At 58.6% G+C, this 21,819-nt stretch carries 20 protein-coding genes and 1 riboswitch; of the genes, 8 read left to right on the top strand and 12 right to left on the bottom strand.

The features are described 5' to 3' along the window. Window positions 1-15 precede the first annotated feature (15 nt). Window positions 16-2,058: a lytic transglycosylase domain-containing protein gene (locus BUA85_RS09065; protein WP_072900627.1), complete on the top strand. Its 2,043-nt coding sequence runs from the start codon at window positions 16-18 to the stop codon at window positions 2,056-2,058. Here BUA85_RS09065 and BUA85_RS09060 read toward each other — a convergent pair. Next, window positions 2,055-2,915, bottom strand: a complete 861-nt coding sequence (locus BUA85_RS09060) for a DMT family transporter (RefSeq protein WP_072900626.1) — start codon at window positions 2,913-2,915, stop codon at window positions 2,055-2,057. The two genes, BUA85_RS09065 and BUA85_RS09060, sit on opposite strands and share 4 nt — an antisense overlap. Further along, window positions 2,905-3,579: a tRNA (5-methylaminomethyl-2-thiouridine)(34)-methyltransferase MnmC2 gene (gene mnmC2 / locus BUA85_RS09055; RefSeq protein WP_072900625.1), complete on the bottom strand. Its 675-nt coding sequence runs from the start codon at window positions 3,577-3,579 to the stop codon at window positions 2,905-2,907. The genes BUA85_RS09060 and mnmC2 overlap by 11 nt, the downstream gene beginning before the upstream one ends. A 48-nt stretch (window positions 3,580-3,627) precedes the next feature. Here mnmC2 and BUA85_RS09050 point away from each other — a divergent pair, with 48 nt between their 5' ends. After that, window positions 3,628-4,665 (top strand): NAD(P)/FAD-dependent oxidoreductase, encoded by a 1,038-nt coding sequence (locus tag BUA85_RS09050; protein WP_072900624.1) that lies wholly within the window; start codon window positions 3,628-3,630, stop codon window positions 4,663-4,665. On the opposite strand, the gene BUA85_RS09045 is transcribed toward BUA85_RS09050, so the two are convergent. Beyond that, a complete protein-coding gene (locus BUA85_RS09045; protein WP_072900623.1) occupies window positions 4,662-5,456 on the bottom strand; it encodes an HTD2 family dehydratase in 795 nt (264 codons plus the stop codon). The two genes, BUA85_RS09050 and BUA85_RS09045, sit on opposite strands and share 4 nt — an antisense overlap. A 28-nt stretch (window positions 5,457-5,484) precedes the next feature. Between BUA85_RS09045 and BUA85_RS09040 the strand changes: the two genes are divergently transcribed. Next, on the top strand, window positions 5,485-5,880 hold the full coding sequence (locus tag BUA85_RS09040) for a VOC family protein (RefSeq protein ID WP_072900881.1): 396 nt from the start codon (window positions 5,485-5,487) through the stop codon (window positions 5,878-5,880). On the opposite strand, the gene BUA85_RS09035 is transcribed toward BUA85_RS09040, so the two are convergent. Continuing rightward, entirely contained in the window at window positions 5,881-6,261 is a 381-nt protein-coding gene (locus BUA85_RS09035; protein WP_072900622.1) for a GFA family protein, read from the bottom strand. It abuts the gene before it with no gap. Between the two features lie 109 nt (window positions 6,262-6,370). On the opposite strand from BUA85_RS09035, the gene BUA85_RS09030 reads away from it, so the two are divergent. Beyond that, the gene (locus BUA85_RS09030) at window positions 6,371-6,871 is read left to right on the top strand and encodes a DUF2244 domain-containing protein (RefSeq protein ID WP_072900621.1); all 501 of its coding nucleotides are present in this window, start codon (window positions 6,371-6,373) and stop codon (window positions 6,869-6,871) included. Here BUA85_RS09030 and BUA85_RS09025 read toward each other — a convergent pair. The 3 genes from BUA85_RS09025 to BUA85_RS09015 all read right to left on the bottom strand — a co-directional run bounded on the left by BUA85_RS09025 (window position 6,868) and on the right by BUA85_RS09015 (window position 8,199). After that, on the bottom strand, window positions 6,868-7,398 hold the full coding sequence (locus tag BUA85_RS09025) for an NADPH-dependent FMN reductase (RefSeq protein ID WP_072900880.1): 531 nt from the start codon (window positions 7,396-7,398) through the stop codon (window positions 6,868-6,870). The two genes, BUA85_RS09030 and BUA85_RS09025, sit on opposite strands and share 4 nt — an antisense overlap. A 100-nt stretch (window positions 7,399-7,498) precedes the next feature. Continuing rightward, on the bottom strand, window positions 7,499-7,858 hold the full coding sequence (locus BUA85_RS09020) for a Lin0512 family protein (RefSeq protein ID WP_072900620.1): 360 nt from the start codon (window positions 7,856-7,858) through the stop codon (window positions 7,499-7,501). Further along, window positions 7,855-8,199 carry a Lin0512 family protein gene (locus tag BUA85_RS09015; RefSeq protein ID WP_072900879.1) on the bottom strand — a complete coding sequence of 115 codons (345 nt, stop codon included), beginning with the start codon at window positions 8,197-8,199 and terminating at the stop codon, window positions 7,855-7,857. Before BUA85_RS09015 ends, BUA85_RS09020 begins: the two co-directional genes overlap by 4 nt. 119 nt (window positions 8,200-8,318) lie before the next feature. Here BUA85_RS09015 and BUA85_RS09010 point away from each other — a divergent pair, with 119 nt between their 5' ends. After that, window positions 8,319-9,323, top strand: coding sequence for an NAD-dependent epimerase/dehydratase family protein (locus BUA85_RS09010; RefSeq protein WP_072900619.1), 1,005 nt, complete (start codon window positions 8,319-8,321; stop codon window positions 9,321-9,323). 15 nt (window positions 9,324-9,338) lie between these two features. Next, window positions 9,339-10,643, top strand: a complete 1,305-nt coding sequence (locus tag BUA85_RS09005; RefSeq protein WP_072900618.1) for a UDP-glucose dehydrogenase family protein — start codon at window positions 9,339-9,341, stop codon at window positions 10,641-10,643. On the opposite strand, the gene BUA85_RS09000 is transcribed toward BUA85_RS09005, so the two are convergent. The 5 genes from BUA85_RS09000 to cobW form a co-directional block, all read right to left on the bottom strand. Further along, on the bottom strand, window positions 10,622-11,332 hold the full coding sequence (locus tag BUA85_RS09000) for a YrbL family protein (protein ID WP_165611602.1): 711 nt from the start codon (window positions 11,330-11,332) through the stop codon (window positions 10,622-10,624). The two genes, BUA85_RS09005 and BUA85_RS09000, sit on opposite strands and share 22 nt — an antisense overlap. Then, window positions 11,319-11,927 carry a cob(I)yrinic acid a,c-diamide adenosyltransferase gene (gene cobO, locus BUA85_RS08995; protein ID WP_072900616.1) on the bottom strand — a complete coding sequence of 203 codons (609 nt, stop codon included), beginning with the start codon at window positions 11,925-11,927 and terminating at the stop codon, window positions 11,319-11,321. The genes BUA85_RS09000 and cobO overlap by 14 nt, the downstream gene beginning before the upstream one ends. A 63-nt stretch (window positions 11,928-11,990) precedes the next feature. Then, window positions 11,991-15,773 carry a cobaltochelatase subunit CobN gene (gene cobN / locus BUA85_RS08990; protein WP_072900615.1) on the bottom strand — a complete coding sequence of 1,261 codons (3,783 nt, stop codon included), beginning with the start codon at window positions 15,771-15,773 and terminating at the stop codon, window positions 11,991-11,993. Next, window positions 15,773-16,222: a GNAT family N-acetyltransferase gene (locus BUA85_RS08985; RefSeq protein WP_072900614.1), complete on the bottom strand. Its 450-nt coding sequence runs from the start codon at window positions 16,220-16,222 to the stop codon at window positions 15,773-15,775. The genes cobN and BUA85_RS08985 overlap by 1 nt, the downstream gene beginning before the upstream one ends. After that, entirely contained in the window at window positions 16,219-17,304 is a 1,086-nt protein-coding gene (cobW, locus tag BUA85_RS08980) for a cobalamin biosynthesis protein CobW (RefSeq protein ID WP_072900613.1), read from the bottom strand. Before cobW ends, BUA85_RS08985 begins: the two co-directional genes overlap by 4 nt. Before the next feature lie 139 nt (window positions 17,305-17,443). Next, window positions 17,444-17,664, bottom strand: a riboswitch (cobalamin riboswitch). A gap of 243 nt (window positions 17,665-17,907) precedes the next feature. On the opposite strand from cobW, the gene smc reads away from it, so the two are divergent. Beyond that, window positions 17,908-21,363, top strand: a complete 3,456-nt coding sequence (gene smc, locus BUA85_RS08975; RefSeq protein ID WP_072900612.1) for a chromosome segregation protein SMC — start codon at window positions 17,908-17,910, stop codon at window positions 21,361-21,363. A gap of 66 nt (window positions 21,364-21,429) precedes the next feature. Continuing rightward, window positions 21,430-21,798: a hypothetical protein gene (locus tag BUA85_RS08970; RefSeq protein ID WP_072900611.1), complete on the top strand. Its 369-nt coding sequence runs from the start codon at window positions 21,430-21,432 to the stop codon at window positions 21,796-21,798. Window positions 21,799-21,819 lie beyond the last annotated feature (21 nt).

The raw sequence follows: 21,819 nt of genomic DNA, 5'->3' as shown, positions 1-21,819 counted from the left end.
GAGCAGGCGGGCAGAATGCGAACGATCCTTTTGATTTTGGCGCTCTTTGGCGCGACGGCAGCGGTGTCTCAGGTGATGCCTGAGCAGGCGGTTGAAGCTGTTCGGCTCGCAGGAGACGACAAGTGGGAGGAGGCTGAGGCGGCTGTGCAAGAACGGCTTGAGGATCAGGTCACGGCGGATGTTGTCGAATGGCTTCGCTTACGCGCTGGTGAGGGCGATTTTGCCGAGTATCGTGATTTCCTAGCGCGCCGACCGGACTGGCCCGGGCTGTCGCGGATCAGGTCGCGGGGGGAGGAAGTGATCCCCGAAGATGCCGATCCGGGGGAGGTGTTGCTTTGGTATGGTGACATTCGCCCGCGCACCGGCATTGGGGCGGTTCGGTTGGCGCAGGCGCTGGAGGCGCGCGGGCTGAATGAACTCGCACAGGACGTGATTGAAACGGCATGGGTTGAACTGCGGCTGACGGAAGAGGGGCAGGAAGCTATTCTTGAGCGCTATTCTGCTGTGGTCGAGCCGAAACACCCTGAGCGGGTGGACAACTTGCTTTGGCGCTGGCGGACGGAAGAAGCGGGGTGGATGCTGGATCTGTTGCCTGACGATCAGCGGGCGCTGGCTGAGGCGCGGATCGCCTACATTCGTAATCAATCTGACTTGGATGAGAAGGTGCAGGCGGTACCGCCTGCGCTTCGAGACACGCCTGCGCTTCAATATGATCGGTTCAATTGGCTGGCGGATCGCAGGCGCTATGCCGACGCGCGGGATTTGGCTTTGAGTCAGTCGACTAGCGCCGAGGCTTTGGGGCAACCATTTCGCTGGTCAAGCTGGCGGCGGTCGATTGCGCGGCGAGAGATGCGAGAGGGGAGCCCGCAGCGGGCCTATCGTTTGGCGTCTGAGCATTTTTTGACCGAAGGGTCTTCTTTTGCGGATTTGGAATGGTTGGCGGGTTATATCGCGCTGACGTATTTGAACGAGCCCGGTGCAGCGATTGGGCATTTCCAAACAGCGCGGGCGGCGGTGGATACTCCGATTTCCATAGCACGGATGGAATATTGGACCGGTCGAGCGTTTGATGTGTTGGGCATGGCGGATGCCACGGCGGCCTATCAACGCGCGGCAGAGCATCAATCGGCGTTCTATGGATTGATGGCGTCAGAAAAACTGTCGCGTCCTTTGAGCGCTGCTTGGACAGGGCAGCAGGATGATCGGGAGTGGCGTGAGACTGATCTGTTCGAGAATGAGTTGGTTCGGGCGGCTTTGACCTTGCTAGAGGCAGGGGAACGCGGGGCTGCGGTGACGTTTTTTGCTGAATTGGGTCGGACGCTGGATGAAGAGGATTTGGCGCGGCTCGGTGGGTTGCTCGATGAGATGGGGGAGAGTTTTTACGAGCTGATCCTCGGCAAGCAAGGTGTGGTGCGGGGGGTTATCGTTCCGTCGAACTACTTCCCGATTCACGATCTTGTTGTTCTCGATCTGCCCTCGGAACCGGAACTGGCCTTGTCAATTGCGCGTCGTGAGAGTGAGTTCAATGCGGTGGTGGGCAGCCCCGTCGGGGCGCTTGGATTGATGCAGTTGATGCCAGCCACGGCAGAGGAGGTCGCGGGGTCGCTTGATCTGCCATATAGCCGGAACCGGTTGACGGCGGATTGGCAGTATAATGCACGTTTGGGGGCGCAGTATTTGCAAGGGCTGGAAGATCGGTTTGGGTTTTCACCGGTGCAAATTGCAGCGGGCTACAACGCTGGACCCAGCAGGCCAGAGGCTTGGATGAGCGAACGCGGTGACCCGCGTTTGGGCGACGTGGATGTGATTGACTGGATAGAGCACATCCCGTTTCGGGAGACGCGGAATTATGTGATGCGGGTGACGGAATCGATCCCGATTTATCAGGCGCGATTGACGGGCGAAGTTGGGCCGGTGCAATTCACGGAACTTTTGACCGGGTTCAAACCCTTGGTGCGGCCTATTGCGCGGCCGGATTTCGGGATCATTGGTGGATCCGACGGAGTTGTGGTTCGGTCTGCGGGTGATGATCAGGTACGGCCTCGGGTCAGGCCTTAGGCTCGACGGGCTCGGAAGAGAGTGTAGAGGCCCGCGGCCACGATGATCACGCCACCAAGCGCGACATGGGGCTCCAATGTTTCGCCGAAGATGCTGATGCCGATGAAGATCGCAAAGACCATTTGTAAGTAGGCGAAGGGCTGGATCGCGCTGGCCTCTGCCGCTTCATAGGCTTTGATCAGCGCCCAATGACCTAAGGCCCCGGTGACGCACAAGGCGGCCATCCACGCCCAATCGGGCGGGGTCATGGGTTCCCAGAACCAGATACCGATGGCAGACATGACGACCGCTCCGACGGTGCCAGTCCAAAAGAAAGAGGTGGCGGCGGTGTCCTTGCGTGCGGCGTAGCGGGTGAGCAGGCTGTAAAGTGCGAACATGGTGGCGGAGGCAAAGGGGATGACGGCTCCGGCTGCAAAGACGGTGCGGCCCGGTTGCAGGATGATAAGCACGCCGATAAAGCCGACGCCAATGGCGGCCCATCTGCGCCAGCCGACGCGTTCGCCCAAGATCGGGCCAGAAAGGGCGGCGATCAGAAGTGGGTAGCATGCAAAGATCGCGTGGCTTTCGACGAGGCCGAGGATCACGAAAGCCGATACCATCACGCAGATTTCTAATGCGAGCAGCGCGCCTCTGACCATTTGCAGGATTGGCTGGCTAGTGGCAGCAGCAGCTTTGATCGAGCCCGACTGGCGACGGGCGACGGCGATCACGAAGGCGGCGAAGAACCAGTAGCGGATCATTACAATCATATAGACGTTGTAGGCATCTGCGAGGTGGCGAGAAATGCCGTCCTGTACCGCGAAGATGAACGCGGTGAGGCACATGAATGCGATGCCGAGGCGGAGGTTATTCTGCATCGCGTTTTGTCCCTACGCTCATGTGACGCTTCCGGCCAAAGCCTTTGGCTCGCTCAACTTGGAACCCTGCATCCGTGAGGGCGCGTCGGACATGGCCGGCGGCGGTGTAGGTCGCGAAGGTGCCATTCGGTTTGGTGTGGCGGCCGACCTCTTTAATCAGGGCGTCGTCCCAGAGTTCGGGGTTTTTGGCGGGCGAAAACCCGTCAAGGAACCATGCGTCGGCTTGGCCTTGCCAGTTGGGAAGAGTTTCGCGGGCGTCGCCGGTGATGACGGTCAAATCGAAGTCCTCTCCGCTAAGGCCGTCCGTGGGGTCTGAGGCGAAGACATCTGTCGGGAGGTCGGGGTATGGTTGCAGCGCTTGTTGCAGGTCAGCGAAAGCCATGGGGTAGGCTTCAAAGCTTGTGAAGCGCAGTTTGCCCTCGGTGCCCGATGCGCGGAAGGACTGCAGCGTGGCGAGGAAGTTGAGGCCGGTACCGAAGCCAAGTTCGGCGATGTGAAACCCATCGGTGAAGCGGTTTGGCAGGTCGTTGCCCGACAGAAAGACATGCTGCGTTTCGGCCAGCCCATTATCGAGCGAATAATAGGGATCGTCGAAGCGGGTCGAGATCGGGACCGCACCGGCGTCGGTGTCGCGCCATTCAAGCTGTGCGGTCTGGTCGGTCATGGTGATTTGCCTTAGGTGTTTGCGCGAAGATGGCGCGGGGTTTGGCGAATGGCAACTGTGGATGTGACCGTAAAAGGGGCCGGCGTGTTCGGCCTGTCGGTCGCCTATGCCTGCGCCAAGCGCGGGGCGCGGGTGCGGGTGATTGACCCGAATGGAGTAGCCGCTGGCGCAAGCGGTGGATTGGTCGGAGCATTGGCCCCACATGTGCCGGAGAATTGGAACGCGAAGAAGCAGTTTCAATTCGAAAGCCTGATGATGTCGGAGGCGTTTTGGGCCGAGGTTGAAGACCGGTCCGGCTTGTCGACGGGATATGTGCGCAGCGGGCGTTTGCAGCCTTTGGCCGATGACCACGCGGTTGAGTTGGCGCGGGCGCGGGAGGAAACTTCGCAAGAGCTGTGGCAAGGGCAGGCCGTTTGGGAGGTTGTTCACGCGAGCGGCGCGGCTTGGGAACCGCCTTCGGGCACTGGCTTTTTGGTGCGCGATACACTTTCGGCGTTGATCCATCCGCGATCTGCAACAAGGGCATTGGCCGATGCGCTGCGCGGTTTGGGTGGTGAGATTGCTTCTGACGGGTCTGACGAGGGAGCCGTGGTCTGGGCGACGGGTTGGCAGGGCTTGGTCGAGATGTCCGACAAAGCCCCTCGTCAGATTGGGAATGGCGTGAAGGGGCAGGCGGCTTTGGTGCGGTATGATGCGGCGGGTGCGCCGCAGCTCTTTGCCGATGCGCTTCACATCATTCCGCATTTAGACGGGTCAGTGGCGGTCGGGTCTACGTCCGAGCGTGAGTTCAATGAGCCGGATGCAACGGATGCAGCATTAGACGACGTTCTAGATCAGGCGCGCGCCGCTATGCCAGTGTTGGCAGATTCTGAGGTTTTGGAGCGGTGGGCTGGTGTCAGGCCGCGCAGCCGGAGCCGAGCGCCGATGTTGGGGCGACACCCACAGATCGATGGTGCGTATGTAGCCAACGGGGGTTTTAAGATCGGCTTTGGCATGGCCCCGAAAGTCGGCGAGGCGATGGTCGACTTGGTGCTTGAGGGTCGCGTGACCTATCCGGACGACTTTGACGTCAGCTGTAACCTTTAAGCGAAATCGGCCAGCATCAGTTGCCGACCGTCTGGCCCTCTGGCCCAGGCATTGCGGCCTTGTAGGCAGAGTGTTGCGCGTTCGGTGTGCATAAGGGGTGCTGTGGCGCGGTAGGAGAACTTGGTGAGCGGTCCGTTGTGTTCAACTGCAAAGAGCATCAGCAATTGGGCAATGAGTGGTCCGTGGACGACGAGACCGTCATAGCCTTCGATGCCGCGGGCGTAGGCTTCGTCATAGTGTATGCGGTGACCGTTGAAGGTGAGCGCCGAGTAGCGAAAGAGCAATGTGCTGTCGAAGTCCACGTGCCGCAAACGGGTTTCGCCATCAGGGGCTTGTGGCGGCGTGGTGGCGGCTTGTGGGGTGTCTTCTCGGTACACCAAGTCTTGCCATTCGGTCAAAGCGAGCGTGTGACGCTGTTTGATGTCGTGCCGGATGCGCACAAAAGCTAGCGGTCCGCTGCGTCCGTCTTTGTGGGTGACGGATTCAATCGTGCTGATCTTTTCTGCTCTCACGCCTGCCAAAAGGGGGCGGTGAAAGGTGAGCTTGCCCGATGCCCACATCCGACGCGGCAGACCGACATCTGGAATGAATCCACCGGTGGCAGGGTGCCCGTCTCGGCCTAATGCCTCCGGGGCTAGTGCGTCCCAAAAGTAGATGTGGTGAAAGAAAGGAGCCAGCGGGTCGCCGCTGCTCAAACGCTCGGGCTTGCCGAGGGCGGCTAACAGAGCGTTCGCACGGGCCGGGTCGATGACATCTTGAAGCGTTTGCGTTTTGCCTATGGCATCTGACATTGTGGTACTCATCACGAACGGGGGCGGTATGCCGAAACTTACTTCACTGGATCACTTAGTTCTTACGGTCGCCGATATTGATCGGACGGTGGCATTCTATGAACAGGTTTTGGGCATGAAAGTCGAGGTTTTTCATCCGAGTGATGGATCGACCCGTACCGCGTTGACGTTTGGCGCTCAGAAAATAAACCTGCATCCGGCCGCTAAACCCTTTGAGCCTAAGGCGGATCGACCCATGCCGGGCAGTGCGGATTTGTGTTTCCTGTCTGATACGCCATTAGCGGAGTGGCAGGCACATTTCGAGGTGTCGGGTGTCGATGTTTTGGAGGGGCCGGTTGGGCGTACAGGGGCGACTGGACCCATAGTCTCGCTCTATCTGCGTGATCCGGATGGCAATCTGATTGAGGTGAGCAATCGGGGCTAGTTACTGCTGGTTTTGCGTTAAACCGTCTGTGATGTCGTAGTAGTCGCCTTTGTCGGACACAAAGATATGCAGGGCGAGTTTGGTGTGTGTAGCGCCATCAAAGGCACCCATCGCGACGGCGATTGTGTCGTGATGGATCGGATCCCAAAACAGGAAGCTGCCGCAGGTTTTGCAAAATCCCCGTCGGACTTTTTCTGAAGCTTGGTACCAAGTGACGTTGTCTTCGCCATAGATTGTTACGTTTTCTGATTTCAGATCGACGGACGCCCAATAATGGCCGGACTGCTTGCGGCATTGGCTGCAATGGCAGGCATTTGGGGCTGGGAGGTTGGTATTGACCTCCACCTTGACGGCTCCACAAAGACAGGTCGCGGTGTGCATCTTTTCTCTCACTTGGCTGGTCTTGAGGCTAGCGAGCTGTCGGCGATCCCGCAACCTGCGCGGATCGGCGCACTTGTTTCAATACAGACCGCAAGCTACCTCCTGACCCATGCCGTATGAATGGTCATCAGAACCGCCGCACCAAACGACCCGATGGGAACTTTCGCTTTGGCCCTATCGGTCGCTGCTGCGGAAGGACTTTGTGATCTTCATCGGAGCTACTGGCGCTTTGGTGCTGCTCCCACTGCTCGCTGTTCTTGGGTCGCCCGTTCTTTGGGGCCTCTTGCCGTTTTTGCTGCTTATGCTGGGTAGCATCTGGTTTGCACTGCACGTCAGCTACAAACGCGGGGAGGTGTTGGAAGAATTGCGCGTTGATGAAGCGCACGCGCATTTGGTGCGGCACAATCCGAATGGGCAGGTGCAAGAGTGGGAGGCCAATCGGTATTGGGTCAGTGTGCATCTGCACCCTAAGGATGGTCCGGTCGAAAACTACATCACGCTGCGCGGTGGCGACCGAGAGGTTGAGATCGGTGCGTTTCTGGATCCGGCGGAGCGCCTTGCACTTTATGATGAACTCAAGAGCGCCTTGCCGGTGGATTATTCCGCTTAGATCTCGGCCTTCAGTTCTTCCATTAGTTCGTTGATGGCGCGGAGGTAGCGTTCGTTTGTGAGCTTGCCGTTCTCGTCGAACTCTTTGGTGTTTGATCCGACAAGCACCTCTGGCCCTTGGATCAGTTTTGGCCGAAATGGTGTCATACACAGGCGCAGCGCGAATTGGGCGCGCTCCCCACCTGCGCGGCCTGCTGTTGCCGCCATGATCGCGACGGGTTTGTCGCGCCATGGGCTGCCTTCTGTGCGGCTGACCCAATCGAGCGCGTTCTTCAGCACGCCGGAGATCGATTTGTTATATTCGGGCGTTGAGATCACCACCGCATCGGAGTTCTTGATCTGATACGAAAGGGTTTGGACCGAGGGTGGGATGCCTTCGGACGCTTCTAGGTCACCGTCATAGAGCGGGAGGCGCAAATCAGCTTCGATGTAAGTGTACGGCGCGAATGCGTCGCGCGCCGCACGGATTAAGAGACGGTTGGTTGCGTCTTTGCGCAAGGAACCAGAGATGCCAAGGAGGGTGGTCATGTGTGCGTCCTTTGTTGGGTGTCCCGTCGTAGTTAGACCGAATTCCATCGGGTCCAAGATGCGGATATGTGCAGAGAGGCAGGCGCGGTGTGCAGGTTGTTTAGGTTTGGGTCCAATTGCCGGCTTGGCTTGGGAGGAATGCCTCAATCGCAGCGGTGGCGATGACGATGGTGTCGCCATGCGGGTTGGGGACGTTTTGTCCACCTTTCACAGCGGTCACAGTGGCCGCTCCGCGGGGGAGTTTTTGGGCTAAAATGACAGGGTCGATCTTGTCAGGTTCCTGCACGCCGACTGTCACTTGAACACGCATGTCTGAGTGCGGGATGTCGAGTGCATTGAACATCGGGATCGAGGAATGGCGAAACGCATCTTCGATCGCGCGAGCAGCGGCCTTTTGGTAATCCATGCCGTGCAGGTCGTTGCCGATGCCCATTTCGATGATGAATCGTTGATCTGTCATGTCCGCTCCATCTCAAAGGAAACATTGATGGCCGCGTTTGCGATCACGGTAGGATTGCCGTCAGGGCGTGGAACATCAAGGCCACCATGGCTGGTGGCAATGGCGACTTGGCCATAGGGGAAGATGTCTTTGAGGCTGTTGATATCGACGGCCTTTGGATTCTGGACAGCGATGTCGACGTCAATGATCATCGCCTCTTTCGGGAAGCCAAAGAGTTCGGCCATGTTGATCGAATTGTGCCAAAGCGCATCTTGCAAGGCGCGCTTTGCGGCCTGTGTATAATCTTGCCGCCTGAGCGATGATCCCATCCCGAACTCTGTCAGGACCCGACATTTTGCCATTTTTGCCTCACTGTCTTCCTGTTGCTTACTTACGCTGTGGGGAAAGAAAATCAACGCGGACCTTTGCAGTGATCGTGCGGGTGTCCTAAAGGTCGGATCAAACAGGTCGAAGGGCAGATATGACCGAGAGCAGGACAGCATTGGTGACAGGCAGCGCGGGCTTTATCGGCTTTTGGCTGAGCCGCGTTTTGCTGGACGCCGGGTTTGAGGTCGTGGGTCTCGACAGCATGTCGGATTATTACGACGTTGGGTTAAAGCAGGCGCGGTTAGATGAGTTATCGGGACGTGACGGTTTCGTTCAACACACTGCGAAGGTTGAGGATGCGGAAGCCGTTCGGGCGATTTTTGACGATCATAGGCCTGACGTTGTTGTTCATCTTGCAGGACAGGCAGGCGTGCGGCATTCGTTAAAGGCGCCACGGGATTATGTGGATGCCAATCTCGTGGGTACTTTCAATATCATGGAAGGCACGCGGGAGTTTGGGTGCCAGCATTTGCTGATGGCCTCGACATCTTCGGTCTATGGCGCGAACACAGAGATGCCCTATCGCGAGGCCGACAAGGTTGACACGCAGATGTCGTTTTACGCGGCCACAAAGAAGGCGAATGAGGCGATGGCGCATTCCTACGCGCATTTGCACAACATCCCGACAACGATGTTCCGGTTCTTCACTGTTTATGGTCCTTGGGGACGGCCTGATATGGCGCCTTACCTGTTCACCAGTGCGATCCTGAAGGGTGAGGCGATCAACGTCTATAACCACGGTGATATGAAGCGGGACTTCACCTATGTCGCCGATCTGGTCGAGGCGATCCGGCTGTTGATTGATGCGGTGCCAGAAAAAGATGCTGGCGACAGCGGGTCGCCAGTTGCGCCCTATCGAATAGTGAACATCGGCAATGCCGCGCCGGTGAAGCTGGGCGATTTTATTGCCGCGATTGAGGCAGCGACTGGCAAGACCGCGACACGAAACCTGATGGATATTCAACCAGGCGACGTACCGGCGACTTGGGCGGATACCTCCTTGTTGTCGTCGCTGACGGGGTTTACTCCATCCACACCAATTGAAAACGGCGTGCAGAACTATGTTGATTGGTTCCGCGATTATTATGGCGCCGCTTAGAGAGCAGAGATTGACATGAAGATTACCGTCATTGGGACAGGATATGTTGGACTGGTGTCTGGGGTTTGCTTTTCAGATTTCGGGCATGAAGTTGTTTGCGTGGATAAAGATCAAAGCAAGATCGACCGGCTAAACGCGGGTGAAGTCCCGATCTATGAGCCGGGTCTTGATGAAGTTATGGCGCGGAATGTCTCGGCCGGACGGCTAAGTTTTACGGTTGATTTGGCAGTTGCTCTAGCGGGGACGGATGCGGTATTTCTGGCCGTTGGAACGCCGACGCGCCGTGGCGATGGACATGCTGATCTGACCTACGTCTATCAGGCCGCTGAAGAAGTAGCGCAAGGCTTGAGCGACTACACCGTCATTGTCACGAAGTCGACGGTTCCAGTGGGCACAAATCGCAAGGTTGCGGAGATCGTGGCGAAGGCTAATCCCGCATTGGAGTTTGATGTTGCGTCCAACCCTGAGTTTCTGCGCGAAGGCGCTGCAGTGAACGATTTCATGCGTCCGGATCGTGTTGTTGTTGGCGTCGAAAGCGATCGTGCAAAAGAAGTGATGGCAGAGATTTATCGCCCGCTGTTCCTGCGCGAATTTCCGATTGTCTACACCGATCTGGAAAGCGCGGAGATCATCAAATATGCAGCGAACGCGTTTTTGGCGACGAAAATCAGCTTCATCAACGAAATCGCCGCTTTGTGCGAAGCTGCGGGAGGTGACGTGAAAGCCGTGTCCAAAGGCATGGGTTTGGATGGTCGGATCGGGAAGAAGTTCCTGCATGCTGGCCCCGGTTATGGCGGTTCGTGTTTTCCCAAAGACACGCAGGCGTTGGTCAAAATCGGCGAGGACTATGACGTCCCGATGAGCATTACCGAGACGGTTGTGTCTGTGAATGACGGGGTAAAGGCCCGCATGGTTGATAAAATTGTTGGCCTCTGCGGTGGCGATGTGTCTGGTCAAGCGATTGCTGTGCTTGGCGTGACCTTCAAACCTGAAACCGACGACATGCGCGAGGCGCCGAGCTTGACGATTGTGCCGGCGCTGATCGAGGCCGGCGCGTCGGTGCGCTTGGTTGATCCGCAGGGTCGGCATGAGGGGGAGGCGCTTTTGCCAGGCGCGGAGTGGTGTGAGGATGCCTATGCGGCGGCAGACGGTGCGAGTGCAGTTGTTCTTTTGACGGAATGGAACGAATTTCGCGCGTTGGATTTGAAGCGGATGGCTGCAGCGATGTCAGCAGCGAAGATGGCCGATCTTCGGAACATCTATAGCGAGGAAGACGCTGCTAAGGCCGGTTTCAAGGCTTACGTCAGCGTCGGGCGCTGAAACCGACGTTCTTTCGCGTTCCATTCAAGGTTAGGTAGCTTTCGGCTCCTCTTGAACGCGTCGTCGATGCTGTACCTTCGCGTGGTTGCGTTTAGCGTTCGGATTGGGATCGCGAAGCGGTCGCCATATCCATCGATTAGGACCCAAGACTTGTTAGGGCTTTTTTGACCAGCTTCGGTGTGGCGATACCCGTAGACGAAGTTCGCTGGATTAAGGTCACTGACGCAGATGGCTAAAGAATAGAGGTGCTCAACGAACGTGTTGAGTTTGTTGATGTCGAAGTCGCCCTGATCGTGAACGTCCCGAAGGGTCGGAGCATTCTCTCCGCTGTCATTGGTAACGCGTTCGAAGATTTCTCCCGTACCGAGATTGGTCGGAGCAAACCCATAAAAGAGGGAAACGGGTAGCGAAGCGGCGCTCTGCTGACTCTCGCGAAGCTGTCTTTGATACTCTTCGTGTTGCTTTGTGATGGACCGTGTCCGCGTGGAGGGAAAAAACCTCTTGGTCAGGTCTCCGAAGGTCCAACGTTTGTAGTGGTCATCCGATTTGATCTTTGGAATTTTGATCAAACGCGTGGGATCATTCGGATGAACGTAAATCCTTCGTTCAACGCCTTCAGCGACGAGCTTGTTTTTGTTCAGCGTGATGGGGTCATCGAGCGTCATCAGTGGGAAGTTAATACTCCACACCGATCTGTGCTTTGATGCCGGATCGGAATGGGTGTTTGACCAGTTCCATTTCAGTCACGAGGTCCGCGATTTCGATCAGGTCTTCATGGGCGTTGCGCCCTGTCAGGACCACATGGGTCATCTCTGGCTTTTGGTCTTTCAAGAACGCCACAACTTCTGCGATGTCGATGTAATCGTAGCGGATCGCGATGTTGATCTCGTCGAGCAGAACCATGTGGTTGCTTTCGTCCAAGATCAGTTCTTTCGCCTTGGCCCACGCGGCTTGCGCCATCTCGATGTCGCGAGATTTGTCTTGGGTTTCCCAGGTGAATCCCTCGCCCATGGTGTGAAAGGCGCAGGTGTCTTGGAATTTGGAGAGGATCAGGTCGCGTTCGCCAGTGCTCATCCCGCCTTTGATGAATTGCACCACGGCACATTTCATGTCGTGCGCGATGCAGCGGAAGATCATGCCAAAGGCGGCGGAGGATTTGCCTTTGCCCTTGCCGGTATGAACGATGATCAGACCTTTCTTATCGGTTTTTGTCGCCATGATCTTATCGCGGGCGGCCTTTTTCTTGGCCATTTTCATGGCGTGGCGTTCATCAGCGTTGGACATGATCGTTCCCCTTTTTGTTAAGTTTCATGGCTTGGTCGGTTCTTCGCAAGCGGTTTTCCGGTTTCAAGTCGTCTGAGTTTGGGTTTCTTTGGCTTCTGGTTCGTCAGGATTTTTCCCCGCAGCGATGGCGGCGATCCGCGCGCGCGCTGAGTTAGAGCGCGGCGTCCAGAGGTTGCGGTCGATGGCCTCTTGCAGGCGGTTGGCGATGTCTTGCAGGGCGGGGGCGTTGTGATCTGCGATGAAGTCGCGGGTGGCGTCGTCGGCAAGGAAAGCCTCTTCACATAGATCAAAATGGTGGTTTTTGACCACGCCTGTGGTAGCGGCAAAGGCGAAGAGGTAATCGACGGTGGCCGCGATCTCAAAAGCCCCTTTGTAGCCGTGGCGTTTGACACCGTCGATCCATTTTGGGTTGACCACGCGGGAGCGGACGACGCGTCCGATCTCATCGTCGAGCATGCGGATCAGGGGGCGTTCGGGGCGGGAATGGTCGTTGTGATAAATTGGGCGGTTTTGGCCTTGGATTGTTGAGACAGCCGCCGCGGCCCCGCCTTCGAATTGGTAGTAATCGTCAGAATCGAGGATGTCGTGTTCGCGGTTGTCTTGGTTTTGGACGATGGCCTCGGTTTGCGACAGGCGCTGGGTGAAGGCGGCTTTGGCTTTATGGCCTTCTGCTTTGGCGGAATAGGCATAGGAGCCCCATTCGAGATAGGCTTCTGCAAAGTCGGAGCGGTCGGACCAGATGCGTTCGTCGATCAGCGCTTGTAGGCCTGCGCCATATGCTCCGGGTTTGGAGCCATAGACGCGGTGTGCGTCTTCGCCGCGGCGGGTCCGGGCGGCGGCAGGGTTGATGTCATCCGGTTCGTCGAGTGCTTGGACCGCTCGAGAAGCTGAATCCATAAGCGCGATAAGCTGTGGGAAGGCGTCGCGGAAGAAGCCGGAAATGCGGAGCGTTACATCGACACGGGGACGTCCAAGGGTTGTGTGGGGGATGACCTCAAAGCCGATGACGCGGCGGTTGGCGCTGTCCCATGTGGGTTTGACCCCCATCAGGGCGAGGGCTTGCGCTATGTCATCGCCGCCGGTGCGCATATTGGCGGTTCCCCAAGCGGTCAACAGCATGGTGCGGGGCCAGTCGCCATGATCTTGCAGGTGTTGTTCAATGAGCAAGTTCGCAGATTTCCAGCCCAAAGCCCAAGCGGTTGGGGTCGGGACGGCCCGGCTGTCGACGGAATAGAAGTTCCGACCGGTTGGCAGTGTGTCCAGCCGGCCTCGCGTGGGTGCGCCAGACGGGCCCGGGACGACGAAGTGCCCTTTGAGGGCGGTGAGGAGGCCCGCGCCCTCGTTTGGTCCGCAGGTTTCGATAAGGGGACGGATGGTTTGGGTGATCTCATCGAGGACGGCTTGCGATGCGGGGCCGGGTGCCGCTCGGCTGTCGCCTTCGCCCCACCCGCCGTCCCGCAGGAGTGCTTGGCTGAGTTCTTCGAGCCGTTCGACGGTGTCGCCATTGGTGCGCCAGTGGTTGGCGCCGGAAAGGTCCGTGGGTTTTTCTAGTGCTGGGGCCGCGAGATCGCAATCGAGCGGGTCGATGGAGAGGTTTAGGTCGGTCGCTAAGGCACGGAGCAGCGAGGCGTTGGCGCCTTTGCCGTCGGCGCGCGGCGCGCGGGCGAGGGCTATGGCGAGGTCGCGCGCTAGCGGGCCTTTTGGAGACAGGCCGAAGATGTGGAGGCCGTCACGGATTTGCGCCTCTTTCAATTCACACAGGTAGGCATCGAGTTTGGCGAGGTCGGTGTCTTCGTCGCCAGTGAAGGCTGCGTCTTTGGCGAGGCCGGAGACATCGGCGAGGGACATGATTTCACGCCGCAGGTGGTCGATGCGGCGCGGATCGACGCCGGCCGCCTCGTAATATTCATCGACCAGCGCTTCGAGATCGCGCAGGGGCCCATAGCTTTCAGCTCGGGTTAGGGGTGGCGTCAGGTGGTCGATGATCACTGCTGAGGTACGTCGTTTGGCTTGTGTGCCTTCTCCGGGGTCATTGGTGATGAAGGGGTAAATATGGGGCGTGGGGCCAAAGATGGCTTCGGGCCAGCAGGTGTCTGACAAGGCCAGTGCTTTGCCTGGAAGCCATTCGAGGTTGCCGTGTTTGCCCATGTGCACAATGGCGTCAGCACGCCAGTGGTGACGGAGCCAGAAGTAGAAGGCGAGGTAGTTGTGTGGCGGAACGAGGTCCGGCGAGTGGTAGGTCTCGGTCGGGTCGATGTTGTAGCCCCGTGCGGGTTGAAGGCCGACGACTGCGTTGCCGAAGCGGTGGATGCTGAGTTTGAAGCCTGCGCCGGATGCGTCGTCGGATGCCTCCGGCGCAGGTATTTGGGGCAATAGGAAAGGGTCTTGCTCTGGGGTGCCCCAGCGGTCGGTGATTTGTTGTTTCAGCTCCCATGGGAGGTCATTGAAATAGGTGAGGTAGGTGTCGAGTGGGAGGGTTTCGCCGCCCTTTGTGTCTGCTCGGTCGGTCAACCAGTTGGTGGGGCCGGCCATGATTTGATCCATCAGGGCCTTGCTGTTGGCAGGTGGGGTGACTTTGTAGCCTTCGGATTTGAGTAGGTTCAGGACGTGAACCGTTGCGGCGGGTGTGTCGAGGCCGACTCCGTTGGCCAAGCGGCCGTCTTTGTTGGGATAGTTGGCGAGTATCAGGGCGACTTTTTTTTCGGCTTCATTCGTGGTGCGAAGTTTGGTCCAATTGGCGGTCAGCTGGGTGGTGAAATCAACGCGGTCACCGCGAGCTTGGTAGGTGGCGATTGGGCATTCGGTTGCTTCGTCAAAGTACGCCTCGCCTTTGAAGGAAACGGCTCGTGAGAGGACGCGGCCGTCAACCTCGGGGAGGGCGACGTTCATGGCGATGTCGCGGGCGGAGAGGCCTTGTGGGCTCTCGGACCATGCTTCCTCGGACGCGCTTGACAGGATGACTTGGAAGATCGGTGCCTTGTTGGCTGTGGCGCTGGCGAGTGGGTTGGTGGTGGGTGCATCGTCGCTGTGCGGGGAGCCTGTGGCGAAGGCGGTGCAGTTGAGGATGACTGCCGGTGGCGCGGTTTGGAACAGCTGGTCGAGGGTGGCGGTGCTGACGGGATCTTTCAGGGAGGCGACGAAGATCGGCAGCGGGTTGAGGCCCGCGCGGGACAGGCTGCGGGTTAGCCGGTTGATCGGGTTGAGGCCCGCGCCTTGTACGAGTGCTCGGTAGAAGATCAGAGGCACAACCGGTTGGCCCTCGGTCCACGCATCCTTGATGGTGTTGAGGTCGGCGATGCCTGCGCCGGGCCAATAGACCCCGGCGCGCAAGAGCGGGCTAGCGGCGGCGGGTTTTTCTGCGTCGTCGAGAAGGGCTTGAGCGTAACGCAGCACATTGGCGCTGTTTTCCGGGCCGCCTTCGACGAAGTAGGCCCAAAGCGCGTCGTAATCCGCGTCTGAAACCGTGGAAAGATCGCGCAACTCGCTGTCTTCGTTGTCGTCGCCGGGGAGGGCAACGAAGGGCACGCCTGCCTCTTTCAGCCGTGCCGCGTATTGCACAAAGCCGTATTTCCAATAGCCCGCGCCGCCCAAGATGCGGGCGATGACTAGTTTTGATTTCGACGCGCAATTGTCGATGTGCAGATCGACCGACATGGGATGCTGAAGGTGCATCAAATTGGCGAGGCGCAGGTTGGGCGGACCTTCCATTTCCGAGCGGGCAATGGAGAGGGCGGCGAGTTCTGTGTCGGCGGCAGAGATCACCACGATGTCGGCAGGTGTTTGGCCGAGATCAAAGGGCTCATCACCGTCGTTGATGGCACCGGGGGTGGCAGCGAGCAGGTGCATCAGAGGGGCTTTTCCATGAAGATTGAGCTGTTGGCCTGTTCGTAGTCGCCAAAGGGGCCGCAGTCGGCAAAACCGTGGCGGCGGTAGAGTTTGTGGGCGGCGTGTAGAACGTTGCCGGTTTCGAGCTTGAGCGAGGTCAAGCCTTCGGCGCGGGCTGTGTCTTCGATCTGGCGCAGGAGGGCATCAGCAATGCCTTTGCCGCGGGCGGCGTCATCAACGAACATCGATTTCACCTCGCCATAGGTTCCGTGGTTGGCAAGCGCGCCGGTGCCTAAGATGTCATCGCCGATGCGTGCGGTGAAGAAGTGGATGTTCTCCGCGCAGAGCTGATCAATGTCGAGGTAGAAGTTATCCTCTGGCGGGAACAAGGATTCCATCAGCGCATGGCTTTGGCGTAGCAGAGCCGTGGCTTGCGGGTGATGGGGATCGGTCTGTTCGACGATGATCATGCTTGCAGGGCGGCGGTGATGGCGGCTTCATCCAGACCTGCTTGGCCGATGACCACCAAGCGTGTGGCGCGCGGGGCGTCGCCGAAGGGCTGGTCATAGTAGGTGTCGACTCTTGGGCCCACGGCTTGAAGGGTCAGGCGCATGGGTTTGCCCGCGACAGCCGCAAAGCCTTTGAGACGCAGGATGTTGTGGGACCGGATCACGTTGGCCACTTGTTCGGCAAATGCGTTGGGATCGGTGATTTCGCCGCGATCCACGGTGAAGCTTTCGAATTCATCGTGGCCATGTGCGTGTTCGTGATCGTGGTGATGATGGTCGTGATCATCGTCATGGTGGTGGTCGTCATCATGATGGTGGTGATGGTGAATTTCGTGCCGCGCGTCGAGGTCGGCTTCTGCACCTATGCCTTGGCCGAGCAGGACATCTACGGGCAGCGCTCCCATTTTGGCTTTGACAACTTGCACGCCATCGCGGCTTTCTGATTGCAGTTTGGAGGTGAGGTCTTCTGCTTCGGTAGCATCGAGCAAGTCAGTTTTGTTCACCACGATCATGTCTGCGCAAGCAACCTGATCTTCGAACAGTTCGGACAGGGGTGTTTCGTGATCAAGGTTCTCATCTTGCGCGCGCTGGGCGTCGACGGCGGCGACGTTATGGGCGAATTGGCCGTCGTGTACAGCGCGGCCATCAACGACGGTGACAACGCCATCCACGGTGACTTTGGTAGAGATGCCGGGCCAGTTAAAAGCGCGGACAAGCGGTTGTGGCAGGGCCAAGCCCGAGGTCTCGATCACGATGTGATCGGGTTTGTCATCGCGCGATAGAAGCTGCTCCATGGTGGGGATGAAATCATCGGCGACGGTGCAGCAGATACAGCCGTTGGAGAGTTCAACAATGTCGTCCTCGGTGCAGGTTTCCTCGCCACAGCCTTTGAGAATATCGCCATCAACACCAAGATCGCCAAATTCATTGATGATCAGAGCGATTTTCTTGCCTTCCGCGTTCTGGAGCATGTGGCGGATCAATGTGGTTTTTCCGGCGCCAAGAAAACCGGTTACGACGGTGGCTGGGATCTTTGCGGGCATTCTAGCTGTCCAATCTCGTTATGAGGAGCGAAGGGGGGCCGATAGGCAATCCTACCGTTTGAACGGTGTCAAAAGGCGCATTTTGCGCGGGATCGCGTTTGGGTTTCGTTCGCTCCTTTTCCCGTCACACCCGACGGGGTTGTTTCGTTTCAGCGCGGCCGGTCTCCTGGCTTGCGTGTCTATGCGAGTGCCTGCCTTCCCGGGATTGTCCCAGTGGCGTTATTGGCACCTGCTCTGCGCATACAGTCGCGGGGGCGGCTGTGGCTTTGGGCCTCCGGATTGGATCGGCCCGTCCACATTCCCAGTTTCATCCTCAAGGCGCTTCGCACCTGTCAAGGAACCGTGCAGAATAGGTGTGCGATTAGTGGGGCGGGGCGTCAAGATTGATTCCGACCGCGCCTGTGTCAATTGCGGCGCGAGTCGAGGTGTTGGAGCCTCCGGCAGAGGTATTTAAGCTCAAAAGACGATAAGGTTTGGGCAAAAATTCGCGATATGTTGTGGATAAGTAGGCGTCTGGGGCTAGATACGGGGCGTTTTCGTTGACTCGGGCCGCGGCGCGGCGTCATCTTTGTCAAAACCAAGAATCAAGCAAGGGCGACGTAGGTGCGCTTTTCTAAACTCAGGCTGAACGGCTTCAAAAGCTTTGTGGACCCGACCGATTTGATTATCGCGGATGGGTTAACGGGCGTTGTTGGGCCGAATGGCTGTGGAAAGTCGAATCTGCTTGAGGCCTTGCGGTGGGTGATGGGAGAGAACCGTCCGACGGCGATGCGCGGTGGTGGCATGGAAGACGTGATCTTTGCCGGGGCTGCGACGCGGCCTGCGCGGAACTTTGCAGAAGTGTCGCTGCATATCGATAATGGGGAGCGGCTGGCGCCAGCAGCTTTTAATGACACGGATAATCTGGAGATCATTCGTCGGATCACGCGGGATGCTGGGTCCGCCTATAAGGTTGGCGCGAAAGACGTGCGGGCGCGGGACGTGCAGATGCTATTTGCCGATGCCTCCACCGGTGCGCATTCGCCGGCGTTGGTACGGCAGGGGCAGATTTCGGAGCTGATCAACGCTAAGCCAAAATCGCGTCGGCGGATTTTGGAAGAGGCGGCGGGGATTTCGGGGCTTTATCAGCGGCGCCATGAGGCAGAGTTAAAGCTGAAAGGGGCGGAGACCAACCTGACGCGTGTGGACGATGTGATTGAGCAATTGGCGTCTCAGTTGAGCCAGTTGGCGCGTCAGGCGCGGCAAGCGGCGCGGTATCGCGAGATTGGCCAGGCGCTACGTAAGGCTGAGGGCATGTTGCTTTATCGCCGTTGGCGCGAGGCGGATGAGGCTTTGGCAGCAGCGGCTGATGAGCTGCGCGCGCGGACGACGGCGGCGGCTCAGGCGGAGACCGCAGCGCGACAGGCAGCGAAGCAACGGCAGGAATTCGAAGAAGCGATGCCGCCTTTGCGCGAGGAAGAGGCTGTGGCGGCGGCGGTTTTGCAGCGGTTGCAGGTGCAGCGTGATACGTTGAACGATGAAGAGGCACGGGCGGTGTCGACCATCGAGACATTGCAGGCGAGGATTGCGCAGCTGGGTCACGATATTGAGCGTGAGAGCGGGTTGAACCGCGATGCGGGCGAAACGATCAAGCGGTTGGAGTGGGAAGCGGAAGAGATCGCTAAGGCGGGCGAAGGTCACGATGGACGGCTTGAGGCGGCGCAGTTGGAGGCCAGCGAGGCGGCGTCTAAGTTGCAGGAGCGTGAAGGTGATCTGTCTCAGCTGACCGAGGATGTGGCGCGGCTGGCCGCGCGGCACCAGTCGGCACAGCGGTTGTTGGAAGACAGCCGCACCACGGTTGAGAAGAACGCGGCTGAGGCGGAGCGGGCGAAGGCTGCGCAAGTTGAGGCACAGGCGCACTTGGCTAAAGCAGAAGCGGACCATGAAGCCGCGCAAGAGGCGGAGCGCGCGGCGGTTGCAACGGCTGAGAAGGCCGATGAGACGCTAGTGACGGCGGAGGCTGCGCGGGCTGAGACGCAAGAGCGCGAGAGCGAGGCGCGCGGGCGCCGGTCTGAAGCCGAGGGCGAGGCCAATGCCTTGCGTGCGGAAGTGGCGGCCTTGGCTCGGTTGGTGGAGCGGGATACCCAAGAAGGTGGGCAGGTTCTTGATTTGCTGCGCGTTGAAAGCGGTTATGAAAAGGCGCTGGGCGCGGCTTTGGCGGATGATTTGCGTGCGCCCGCCGTGGCGGATGATGCTGCGTCTGGTTGGGCGGCTTTGCCGGGGTATACACAGCCGCCGGTTTTGCCGGATGGTGTGAAATCGCTGACCAACTATGTGAGTGTGCCAGAGGTTCTGGTGCGCCGCATGGGGCAAGTCGGCTTGGTTGACGCCGAAGTTGGCGCCAAGTTGCAGGCTGATTTGAAACCCGGGCAGCGGTTGGTGTCGCTTGAAGGGGATTTGTGGCGTTGGGACGGGTTTCGCGCTGGGGCGGAAGATGCACCATCGGCGGCAGCATTGCGGTTGCAGCAGTTGAACCGGCTCGTCGAATTAAAGCGGGATTTGGAAGAACGTAATGCGGAGGCCATTGGCGCGGCGCAGGCGCATGATGCTTTGACAGCGCGGCTGTCGGAGCTGACCGAAGCAGATCAGAAAGCGCGGCAAGCGCGGCGAGATGCGGACCGGTTGGTGGCTGAGGCCAATCGCGCGGCTAGTCGCGCCGAAGCGGATCGGAATTTGGCGGAAGGCAAGTTGGAATCTTCCGGTCTCGCGGTGAAGCGGCATGAGGATGAGGCCTTGTCGGCGCGGGTTGCTTTGACCGAGGCAGAGAAGGCCTTTGCTGATCTGGGCGATCTGGATGCCGCGCGGGCTGAGGTCGAAGACATCAAAATGACGGTTGAGGCGGCACGGATCACGATGATGTCGAAACGCTCTGCCTTTGATGAAGTGCGACGTGAAGGCGAGGCGCGGTTAAAGCGGTCTCAGGAGATCACGAAAGAGGTGTCTGGCTGGAAGCATCGGTTGGAGACAGCTCATAAGCGGACCGCGGAATTGTTGGAGCGCAAAGAGACATCTGAGGCGGAGTTGAAAGACGCCATCGCGGCGCCGGAGGTGATTGCAGCCAAGCGCGACGAGCTGGCGACGGCGATTGACGAGGCCGAAGACCGGCGCAAAGCGGCGTCTGATCGTTTGGCGGAGGGCGATACGGCTCTGCGGGACGCATCAGTTGCGGAGCGGGATGCGGAGCGCGAAGCATCGGAGGCGCGCGAGGCGCGGGCGCGGTCTGAGGCGCGGTCAGATGCGGCGAAAGAGACTGTCGCTTATGCAGCAGAGCGAATCAGGGAAGCGCAGGATGTGACGCCTGAGACGTTGCTTGAGACGTTGGATGTGTCCCCTGATGATATGCCTGCGGCGGAAGTAATCGAGAACCAAGTCAACCAATACAAGCGCCAGCGCGACGCTTTAGGTGCTGTGAACCTGCGGGCCGAAGAGGATGCGATTGAGGTTCAGGAAGAGCATGACACGCTGGTCAAAGAGAAGTCCGACTTGGAAGAAGCGATTGCGGCTTTGCGGAGTGGGATTGCGAGCCTCAACAAAGAAGGACGCGAGCGGCTATTGACCGCGTTTGAACAGGTGAACGAGAACTTCGGCCTGCTCTTTACCCATTTGTTTGGCGGCGGTGAGGCGAAGCTGGTGCTGGTTGAGAGTGATGATCCGCTTGAGGCTGGGTTGGAAATTATGTGTCAGCCGCCGGGTAAGAAGCTGTCGACCCTGAGTTTGTTGTCAGGCGGGGAACAGACACTGACTGCGCTTGCGTTGATCTTTGCGGTGTTCTTGGCCAATCCAGCTCCGATCTGTGTGCTCGATGAGGTGGATGCGCCTTTGGACGATGCCAACGTGACGCGGTTCTGTGATTTGCTGGATGAGATGACCCGCCGGACCGAGACGCGGTTCCTGATCATCACTCACCATGCTGTGACGATGAGCCGGATGGATCGGCTCTTTGGTGTGACGATGGGCGAACAGGGTGTGTCGCAGCTGGTGTCGGTTGACCTCAAGAAGGCTGAACAGCTCGTCGCTTAACCTCTCTGCAACGTGATGCGGTGTTTTCTGTGGCTGCGCTAGGGTCATGGGACATGGAGGGTTCGTATGAGATTGATGTTTGCTGCCGTTTTGATGTGTCTGGGGCTGCCAGCAGCCGCGCAGGATTTTGCGGTTCGAGACAGTGATCGGGTGTTGGATGCCGATGGAATGGCAGCGGATGTTGTGGGGCGCACGCATGAGTTTTTTGACGGTGGCGTATCGTTCTTTTCCGTAAGCGGGACCTATACTTACACCTATACTGACGGCGCGCGCGCTTATGGCAGCTACGCGTTGAAGGATGATGGTCAGGATGGCGTCGTCTGTTCCAATTTCGACAACGGGTTTTCGCGCTGTGACAAATATGTGCATGACGGGACGCGGTTGGTGTTGTTGACCGAGGATGGCAATCGGTTTCCGGTGAAAGAGGCCCGGTAGAACGGGGGAGCCGCCTTTGCC

Source organism: Cognatiyoonia sediminum (assembly GCF_900129845.1).
Lineage (GTDB): Bacteria > Pseudomonadota > Alphaproteobacteria > Rhodobacterales > Rhodobacteraceae > Cognatiyoonia > Cognatiyoonia sediminum.
The sequence above is the reverse complement of the archived record's forward strand: the minus strand, read 5'-3'. Positions and strand labels throughout refer to the sequence as shown.

Coding starts and splice junctions, on each gene's coding strand:
- BUA85_RS09065 (WP_072900627.1), top strand. CDS start 16: ATGCGAACGATCCTTTTGATTTTGGCGCTCTTTGGCGCGACGGCAGCG.
- BUA85_RS09060 (WP_072900626.1), bottom strand. CDS start 2,915: ATGCAGAATAACCTCCGCCTCGGCATCGCATTCATGTGCCTCACCGCG.
- mnmC2 (WP_072900625.1), bottom strand. CDS start 3,579: ATGACCGACCAGACCGCACAGCTTGAATGGCGCGACACCGACGCCGGT.
- BUA85_RS09050 (WP_072900624.1), top strand. CDS start 3,628: ATGGCAACTGTGGATGTGACCGTAAAAGGGGCCGGCGTGTTCGGCCTG.
- BUA85_RS09045 (WP_072900623.1), bottom strand. CDS start 5,456: ATGTCAGATGCCATAGGCAAAACGCAAACGCTTCAAGATGTCATCGAC.
- BUA85_RS09040 (WP_072900881.1), top strand. CDS start 5,485: ATGCCGAAACTTACTTCACTGGATCACTTAGTTCTTACGGTCGCCGAT.
- BUA85_RS09035 (WP_072900622.1), bottom strand. CDS start 6,261: ATGCACACCGCGACCTGTCTTTGTGGAGCCGTCAAGGTGGAGGTCAAT.
- BUA85_RS09030 (WP_072900621.1), top strand. CDS start 6,371: ATGCCGTATGAATGGTCATCAGAACCGCCGCACCAAACGACCCGATGG.
- BUA85_RS09025 (WP_072900880.1), bottom strand. CDS start 7,398: ATGACCACCCTCCTTGGCATCTCTGGTTCCTTGCGCAAAGACGCAACC.
- BUA85_RS09020 (WP_072900620.1), bottom strand. CDS start 7,858: ATGACAGATCAACGATTCATCATCGAAATGGGCATCGGCAACGACCTG.
- BUA85_RS09015 (WP_072900879.1), bottom strand. CDS start 8,199: ATGGCAAAATGTCGGGTCCTGACAGAGTTCGGGATGGGATCATCGCTC.
- BUA85_RS09010 (WP_072900619.1), top strand. CDS start 8,319: ATGACCGAGAGCAGGACAGCATTGGTGACAGGCAGCGCGGGCTTTATC.
- BUA85_RS09005 (WP_072900618.1), top strand. CDS start 9,339: ATGAAGATTACCGTCATTGGGACAGGATATGTTGGACTGGTGTCTGGG.
- cobO (WP_072900616.1), bottom strand. CDS start 11,927: ATGTCCAACGCTGATGAACGCCACGCCATGAAAATGGCCAAGAAAAAG.
- cobN (WP_072900615.1), bottom strand. CDS start 15,773: ATGCACCTGCTCGCTGCCACCCCCGGTGCCATCAACGACGGTGATGAG.
- BUA85_RS08985 (WP_072900614.1), bottom strand. CDS start 16,222: ATGATCATCGTCGAACAGACCGATCCCCATCACCCGCAAGCCACGGCT.
- cobW (WP_072900613.1), bottom strand. CDS start 17,304: ATGCCCGCAAAGATCCCAGCCACCGTCGTAACCGGTTTTCTTGGCGCC.
- BUA85_RS08970 (WP_072900611.1), top strand. CDS start 21,430: ATGAGATTGATGTTTGCTGCCGTTTTGATGTGTCTGGGGCTGCCAGCA.